The sequence below is a fragment of the Hydrocoleum sp. CS-953 genome, assembly GCF_002260545.1.
Taxonomy (GTDB): domain Bacteria; phylum Cyanobacteriota; class Cyanobacteriia; order Cyanobacteriales; family Microcoleaceae; genus Trichodesmium.
In genome coordinates this window covers 1-7,025 of sequence record NZ_LGSU01001121.1, presented here as the reverse complement: position 1 = coordinate 7,025, position 7,025 = coordinate 1, and the positions used below count along the sequence as shown (strand labels likewise).

The 7,025-nt window shown below is 34.7% G+C and carries 6 protein-coding genes; 3 read left to right on the top strand and 3 right to left on the bottom strand.

Annotated features, from left to right (window positions below):
• Positions 1–597 precede the first annotated feature (597 nt).
• Together AFK68_RS17320 and AFK68_RS17315 are read right to left on the bottom strand one after the other, a co-directional pair.
• Positions 598–1,449, bottom strand: coding sequence for an ABC transporter permease (locus AFK68_RS17320; protein ID WP_094673851.1), 852 nt, complete (start codon positions 1,447–1,449; stop codon positions 598–600).
• Positions 1,450–2,628: 1,179 nt separating this feature from the next.
• Entirely contained in the window at positions 2,629–3,165 is a 537-nt protein-coding gene (locus tag AFK68_RS17315; RefSeq protein ID WP_094673852.1) for a hypothetical protein, read from the bottom strand.
• 73 nt (positions 3,166–3,238) lie between these two features.
• Between AFK68_RS17315 and ruvB the strand changes: the two genes are divergently transcribed.
• From ruvB to AFK68_RS36950, 3 genes are all read left to right on the top strand, one after another.
• Positions 3,239–4,393 carry a Holliday junction branch migration DNA helicase RuvB gene (gene ruvB / locus AFK68_RS17310; RefSeq protein ID WP_094673850.1) on the top strand — a complete coding sequence of 385 codons (1,155 nt, stop codon included), beginning with the start codon at positions 3,239–3,241 and terminating at the stop codon, positions 4,391–4,393.
• Between the two features lie 518 nt (positions 4,394–4,911).
• Complete coding sequence (locus AFK68_RS17305) at positions 4,912–5,337, top strand: DUF6232 family protein (RefSeq protein ID WP_094673849.1); 426 nt, start codon at positions 4,912–4,914, stop codon at positions 5,335–5,337.
• A 169-nt stretch (positions 5,338–5,506) separates the two neighbouring features.
• Positions 5,507–5,647, top strand: coding sequence for a hypothetical protein (locus AFK68_RS36950; RefSeq protein WP_168186522.1), 141 nt, complete (start codon positions 5,507–5,509; stop codon positions 5,645–5,647).
• Between the two features lie 671 nt (positions 5,648–6,318).
• Here AFK68_RS36950 and AFK68_RS17300 read toward each other — a convergent pair.
• A complete protein-coding gene (locus tag AFK68_RS17300; RefSeq protein WP_143437978.1) occupies positions 6,319–6,885 on the bottom strand; it encodes a DNA-binding protein in 567 nt (188 codons plus the stop codon).
• Between the last annotated feature and the right edge of the window lie 140 nt (positions 6,886–7,025).

Genomic DNA, 7,025 nt, shown 5'->3' with positions numbered 1-7,025 from the left:
CCTTTAAACCAGGCTTTTCAATATATTTAATTCTCCTTTAATCTCTCAATACTAATTATTGCTATAATAGACTGTTGGTCAAATAAGTATTAATAAAAAAGTTTCACAACTCAATCAACTAGCTTGAATAAGGCAAGGGATTGAAATAACTCTACAGAGAGAAGAGGTATAACTATTCATACTTAATCAGTTATATAGCAATCCTCCGCATATTCATGGCAAAAATATTACTGCTTTTTAGGCAACAGGGAACAGGTAAGAGTTTCAACTTTTTTATCTACTTTTTGATTTGTCGCGATCTATTTAGGATTGCTATAGTCATTCTGAATAAGACTGGGACGAGTGTTTCTTTGCTTGAAAGGGTTTCAGTAAAAAAAGTGTTTCATCCTTATTTGAAATGACTATAGTTTTGAAGTTCCTGATAACAAATAATTGTTTTTTTCCCTCCATACCTCCATATCTCCATACCTCCATACCTCCATACCTGTTCCCAGTTAAGTGTTTCCTATCTTATTTTTTCATATTTCCTGATACATTCAACCTCTAAAGGCAATAAATTAATAGCTGATAGCTGATAGCTGATAACTGAATGCTTACTCATAAAACATCGGCAAAAGCAGGACGTAATTTTTGATAAACCCACAAACCAAAATAAAATATTAGTATAGACATTAAAGCAGCAATTCCTAATTCTCCCCAGTGTTTAATTTCTCCTACTAAAACTAGGTCACGATATACTTCGGCGATCGCTGTTAAAGGATTACACCAAAATACCCAAATCCTCCAATTTTCTGGAATTACAGATGCAGGATATACTATTGGTGTAATGTAAAACCAAAGATTTAGAATTACCCCTAAAGTCTGGGGAATATCTCGCAAAAATACTGTTAATCCAGCAGTAAAATATCCCAAACCTGCTGTTAATAAAAGTTGAGGTATAAACACTACAGGTAATAGCCATAATGTTTGATTTATTACCCCAGATGATATACAAACCATTCCTATTAAAGCTACTAATCCAAATGTACTTTCTATAAATGTTGAAAGAATGGGAACTAAGGGTAATAAACTGAGGGGAAAAACTACTTTTTTAACTAAATTGGGCTGTCTAATGACACATCCAGAAGCTTGAGTCAATCCATTAGTAAAAGCCAACCAAGGTATTAATCCTGCAAATAACCATAATCCAAAGGTTAACTTACTATCTTCTGGTAATCCTTTTAGGTCTAGCTTAACTTTAAGAATAATTGAGAAGACGTAGGTATAAATTAAAAGTTGGGATAGCTGATTGAGTAGTGGCCATAAATTGCCAAGAATTGAGCCTTTATATCTAGCTTCTAAGTCTCTTCGTACTAATGTGAAGAGCAGGTTTAGATTAACTAACCAATGAGTATTTACCACGGTTAGCCAACTACTAACCCTGCTAGTTTTGCGGACAATACCTTTCATAGTCCTACTTATTTCCGTTTTTCTCCTCTACACCACACTCAAGCAAAGTTGCTTGATGTTAAATGTATATAATGTACTCTTTCCCTCCACTATGCAAGAAGCAATTAGTAAGTCAAAAGTCATCGATTCAAAAGTTAACAGTTAAAAACAAGATTATTTAGTCTGAAAACTATTACTAACAAGCTTTTCAGGCTATTATTTCACAGGATTAGTGTAAAACTATTTGTGATACTATTGGCACTTAGACAAATATAGTTCCCGAAAATAGACTTAAATATATAGCAATCCGTGCAGAGGTTGCGGGTAATTAAAAAAGTAAATAAAAAAGTTGAAACTCCTACCTGTTGCCTTCTGGAGCTGTTCTCTAAAAAGCACTAAGATTTTTGCCACGAATATGCGGAGGATTGCTATAGACAGGTAAAAGCTTTTACCTCAAAAAGTATAAATCCTTAATTACCGAAAGAGAGAAAAAATTTTCCTTTTATTCAATCCTCTTCCTAAAAGGAAGAGGTAATTATCAATTATCCATTATTGAACAATAGCTATAGCCATTTTTATGGGATTGACATAATTTCTTCTTATATAGCGTTTCTCACTCTTTCTGAGGTACAGTTGTTTTCTCCTACCCTACTCCCCATTTCCCCATTTCCCCATTTCCCCATCTTCCCTACTCCCTACTCCCTACTCCCTAAAACCAAGGAATTTTGTACCTCACTCTTTTTGGGAATTGCTATAGACTGACGTTTCCTGCAAAATGCTGTGGAAACAGCCATTTTTTCTCCTAGAAAATGTCTAAGTATAACTANAAGGTGATAGTTTTTAATGAAAAATTAGTGGCGGGTGAGCAGTTCCTCACTGTTTTAATTCTTCCTTCTCAACCACTACTAACTTATGATTCTTTATTGAAAAGTTTTCTCTTCTTCCCTACTCCCTACTCCCTACTCCCTACTCCCTAAAACCAAGGAATTTTGTACCTCACTCTTTTTGGGAATTGCTATAGACTGACGTTTCCTGCAAAATGCTGTGGAAACAGCCATTTTTTCTCCTAGAAAATGTCTAAGTATAACTATTTAAGTTGATTTATATGAGCACCTAAAATAATACTTTCATCCAGGAATATCACTTTTTTCCTGTTAGATATTTACGGAAAAGCAATCGGGAGTTATAATTCCAACTATTTTAGTTCAGTAAGGGTTCTATTGCTTGCTCAATTGCCTTTAATTGCTCAGTATCATAGCCCCAACGTTTGAGAAAGTCTGTGTAATTTCCCTGGCCAGTAGTTGTAGCTTGATATAATTCCAGAATATTGTCTGATAAGCCTGGTATATTTACACTTTTTATTAGTTTCTTGGTTCGCGATCGCACTGTTTGTGATTCATTAGCTGCCTCTTGGTCTTGGTTTCGTTGATGGTGGACAACCATCCCAGAAGACATGGCCAGACTTTTGACTAATAACTCTGTCACTGTTTCTGGAGATGATTCTAAGGCTCTGATAATTGATGGTGAGGGATTATCTACTAACGGTCTAGGACCTCTCAAATAAATAGCAAAAAATGCTCTAGCAGTATCTTTCCTCTTGACTAAATCTCCAATTAATTCTTCTATCTTCGCTGCCGATAGCTGGTCTGTCTCCATCTCGGACATAATTTCTTGAGTTAAGGCGAGTGCTTCTTCAAATGTTATATTTTCTTTTACGGACAATGATGTTGATTTCATAGTTTGGGACATTTTCTTAAATATACTTTCTAGTATGATAGTCAATAAATAACTTAGCTCTCATTTTCTAGTTATGGCCATAATCTCTTCTAAAAAACAATCTCCTCAACCAGAAAGGCCAGATGATGACATTTTCTTAGCCTCCGAAAAAAAAACTAGATATAAAACAAAAAAATCAAAATCTCAAACTGAAACAGCCGAAGTAGAAGCTTTATTAGAAGCAGAGGCAACTACTGAAGAAAAAAGTGGTAATCAAAATGAAGAAAAAATCCGACCTCAAAGATTAGATGAATATATTGGACAGAAAGACCTGAAAGAAGTATTGAATATTGCTATTTCGGCAGCTAAATCTAGAAAAGAATCTCTAGACCATTTACTTTTGTATGGTCCGCCGGGATTGGGGAAAACTACTATGTCTCTAATATTGGCAGCCGAAATGGAGGTTAATTGTAAAATTACTACTGCACCTGCCATTGAGAAACCTAGAGATATAGTTGGTTTGCTAGTAGGTTTACAAAAAGGGGATATTTTATTTATAGATGAAATTCATCGCCTTTCTAAAATGACAGAAGAAATTCTATATCCGGCGATGGAAGATTTTCGACTAGATATTACAGTCGGACAAGGTAAAACATCTAAGACTAGAAGTATCCCTCTCAAACCTTTTACTCTAGTAGGAGCAACTACTAGAGTCGGTTCCTTAACTTCCCCTCTGCGCGATCGCTTCGGACTTATTCAGAGGTTACGGTTTTATGAGGTTGATGAACTGAGTTTAATTATTATTCGAGCGGCAAAACTTTTAAATACAGATATTACAGAGGATGGTGCTGAGGAGGTTGCTCGTCGTTCCCGTGGTACGCCTCGAATTGCTAATCGTTTACTTCGGCGAGTGAGAGATTATTCCGAGGTGAAAAAGTTAACTCCGATAAATGCTGAGGTTGCAGGTGAAGCTTTGGAGTTGTTTAATGTTGACCCTCTGGGGTTGGATTGGACTGACCGTAATTTATTGAGGACGATGATTGAGAATTATAATGGCGGACCTGCTGGTTTGGAGACTATGGCAGCAGCGACCGGGGAAGATGCTCAAACTATTGAAGAGGTTTATGAACCATATTTGATGCAGATTGGATTTATGCAGCGTACTCCTCGTGGGAGAGTTGTGACTTCGGCAGGTTGGAGGCATTTGGGTTTTAGTCCCCCGGATGAACAGTTAAGTTTGAAGTTGTAGAGAAATAGACATTTTATACATATGTTTATCATCTAGATTTACTATTAATTTTGACTAGAAAAGCTAATTGTTGAAGAGGTTATAGTGAATCTATAAAGTAGCTGCAAAATAAATTTTGATATACTAAAATTCAGTGAAATAGTTGTGAAAAGCGGCATTGCTGAATTAAGGTATGAAAGTAGGTTGATAGGAAAAACTTAACTGGGAACAGGGAATAGGGAAAAGTTAATATTAACAAGTAGTTCAAAAAATCCNAAATTTTGATATACTAAAATTCAGTGAAATAGTTGTGAAAAGCGGCATTGCTGAATTAAGGTATGAAAGTAGGTTGATAGGAAAAACTTAACTGGGAACAGGGAATAGGGAAAAGTTAATATTAACAAGTAGTTCAAACAATCTAAAATCCCAAATACAAATTAAGTTCTAATTTATAGAGAGTTGTGTTGGTATAATTTAAAGATAGAGTTATGAGTAGTGTATTCTATCTGAATTATAAGAACTACTATGAGGTAGCAATAATGCTTGGTGATTTTTTACTAGACAATTCAACATCAACAGAGCAAGTTGAAATTCAAACATCAATTATCAAAATTAGAGGGAAAACTTTAATATACGGGAATGTTGTTTATCAAATTAGCAACATTACAAGTATTGGTTTGGTCAATCGCACCACTGTGAAGCAGACACCTAAATGGTATTGGAGTTTGCCTTTTGTGGGTTTTATGTTGCTTCTTGTTCCCGACATATATGCGAGAATATTTGGAGCTTTAATTATGGCTTTAGGTATTTGGTTACTTTATCAACACCATATCAACAAAACTTCAGGAAAATATGGTATGACTATTTACACTAATTCAGGAGATAAAAGAACTTTTGTTAGTCGCAGTGAAGACTTCATTAAGAAGGTAATCTTAGTTTTATACAATGTGATGAATGGTGAATAAAATGAGGCTATAAATTTCAACTTTGATACAATGACAATAGATGATTCTGTTAATTTTAAAATTGGAAAGAACATTAGTTATCCTATTATTGGGGGACTGTAACTGGCAATGTTGTTAACGAGGTTTAGATATTAATTAAACAAATTTTTGAATATTAAGAAGGTCAAATATGGAAGATAAATCTATAAAAAAATATGCTACAAGCACTGGAAGTCATATCGAAATTGGAACTAATATTGATTCACCTTTTGTATTAGGTGATGTAGAAGGTGGTTTTTACAGCAAAGTTCAACAATATTCCTCTGAGTAAAAGTAATCTCTAGCGGAAGTTGCTGAAGAAATTCAGGAACTTTTAAACCAGCTTTCTAAAACTTACCCTGCTGAAGAAGCTGAACAAAAAGCAGCAGAAGAATTAGCAGATAGAGCCAATAAAAATCCTTCGTTCAAAGAAAATCTGAAAACTTGGAGTAAGTCTTTACTAGGTAAAGGTAGCGAAACAGCAGTAACTGAAGTAGTGAAGGAAGGAGTTAAAAGAGTTATTCCTCTTGCTATAACAATGCTAGTTTAGATACATAATTCAAAAACTTTCCAACTATAAAGTCTAACCTGAGAAAAAATTAAGACGATATATCAGGAAAACTAAATGACATTATTAAACGTCTGTTTCATCTACTTTTAGCAGTAGGTGAAAATTTTTGCTTTAAATATCAAGACTTCAATATTTGAGATGCAAAAAGTTGACTCCTTTGACACTCCCAGACTCAATAATATAGTTATATTCTGGGATTTTTGCTTTTTTAAGATTGCTTCTTAACTAAACTTATTAACCTCCAAAGGTAAGCTATAAGATTGAGACTTATTTTGGCGATCGCTACATCTTTAATTTAGATAAACAGCCAAAACTAGACACCAGAAAATATAACAGAACATAGATACTGCTCAAAAATCTTCCTTCTCAAACTAACTATTTATATAAATTACTTAATTTCTTTTCTTATTACCTTTCTTTTTCGGCTTTTTCTTTTTAACTTTTGATTTTTTATTCTTGAATCTCGCTCTTTGCTGAACTACTTCTGGAGGCGGACCATAATCTCCATCTGAAAAATATACCCGCTCTACTATATTTTCTGGTTCTACTTCAATCCACAAACGGGCACCTCCGGCTTGACTTCTATTGGGTTGATGAGGTTGATAGACGATTTGGCAATCGCCTTTAATTTTCAGAGCATGGCAATAATCCTTTCTACCCCCCACTTTCACAGCAACCGCTGGATAAGCAGTTCCATTATCTCTGTTGTAATCTATGGTTTTTCGCAACACATGAACGATAGTTTTGGCTTCTCGTTGAAATTTATTCCAACTTCCTTCTGGACCGCGACGACCAGGTATAATCTCTGGCATTCCCCGATGGTTGAGGGGCATCTTCCAAAGTCTGCCAAATTTTTTCGCACCGATGACTCGCTTTTGATTCAGCAGCAATCGTAATCTACCTGTAGAAATATTAAGTAGAAATGCTGCTTCTGTTGTGGTGACATATAAGACGTTCATAACTATAACGTTGGGGTTTTTAGATTTTAGATAAAAAAAGTAGTAAAATTTTCAGCCTATGTTTATAGACTAATTTACAGTCATATATTTTTATTTAGTCGCAAAAAAATTTATCGATCTAAAATAAATATGTCTATTAC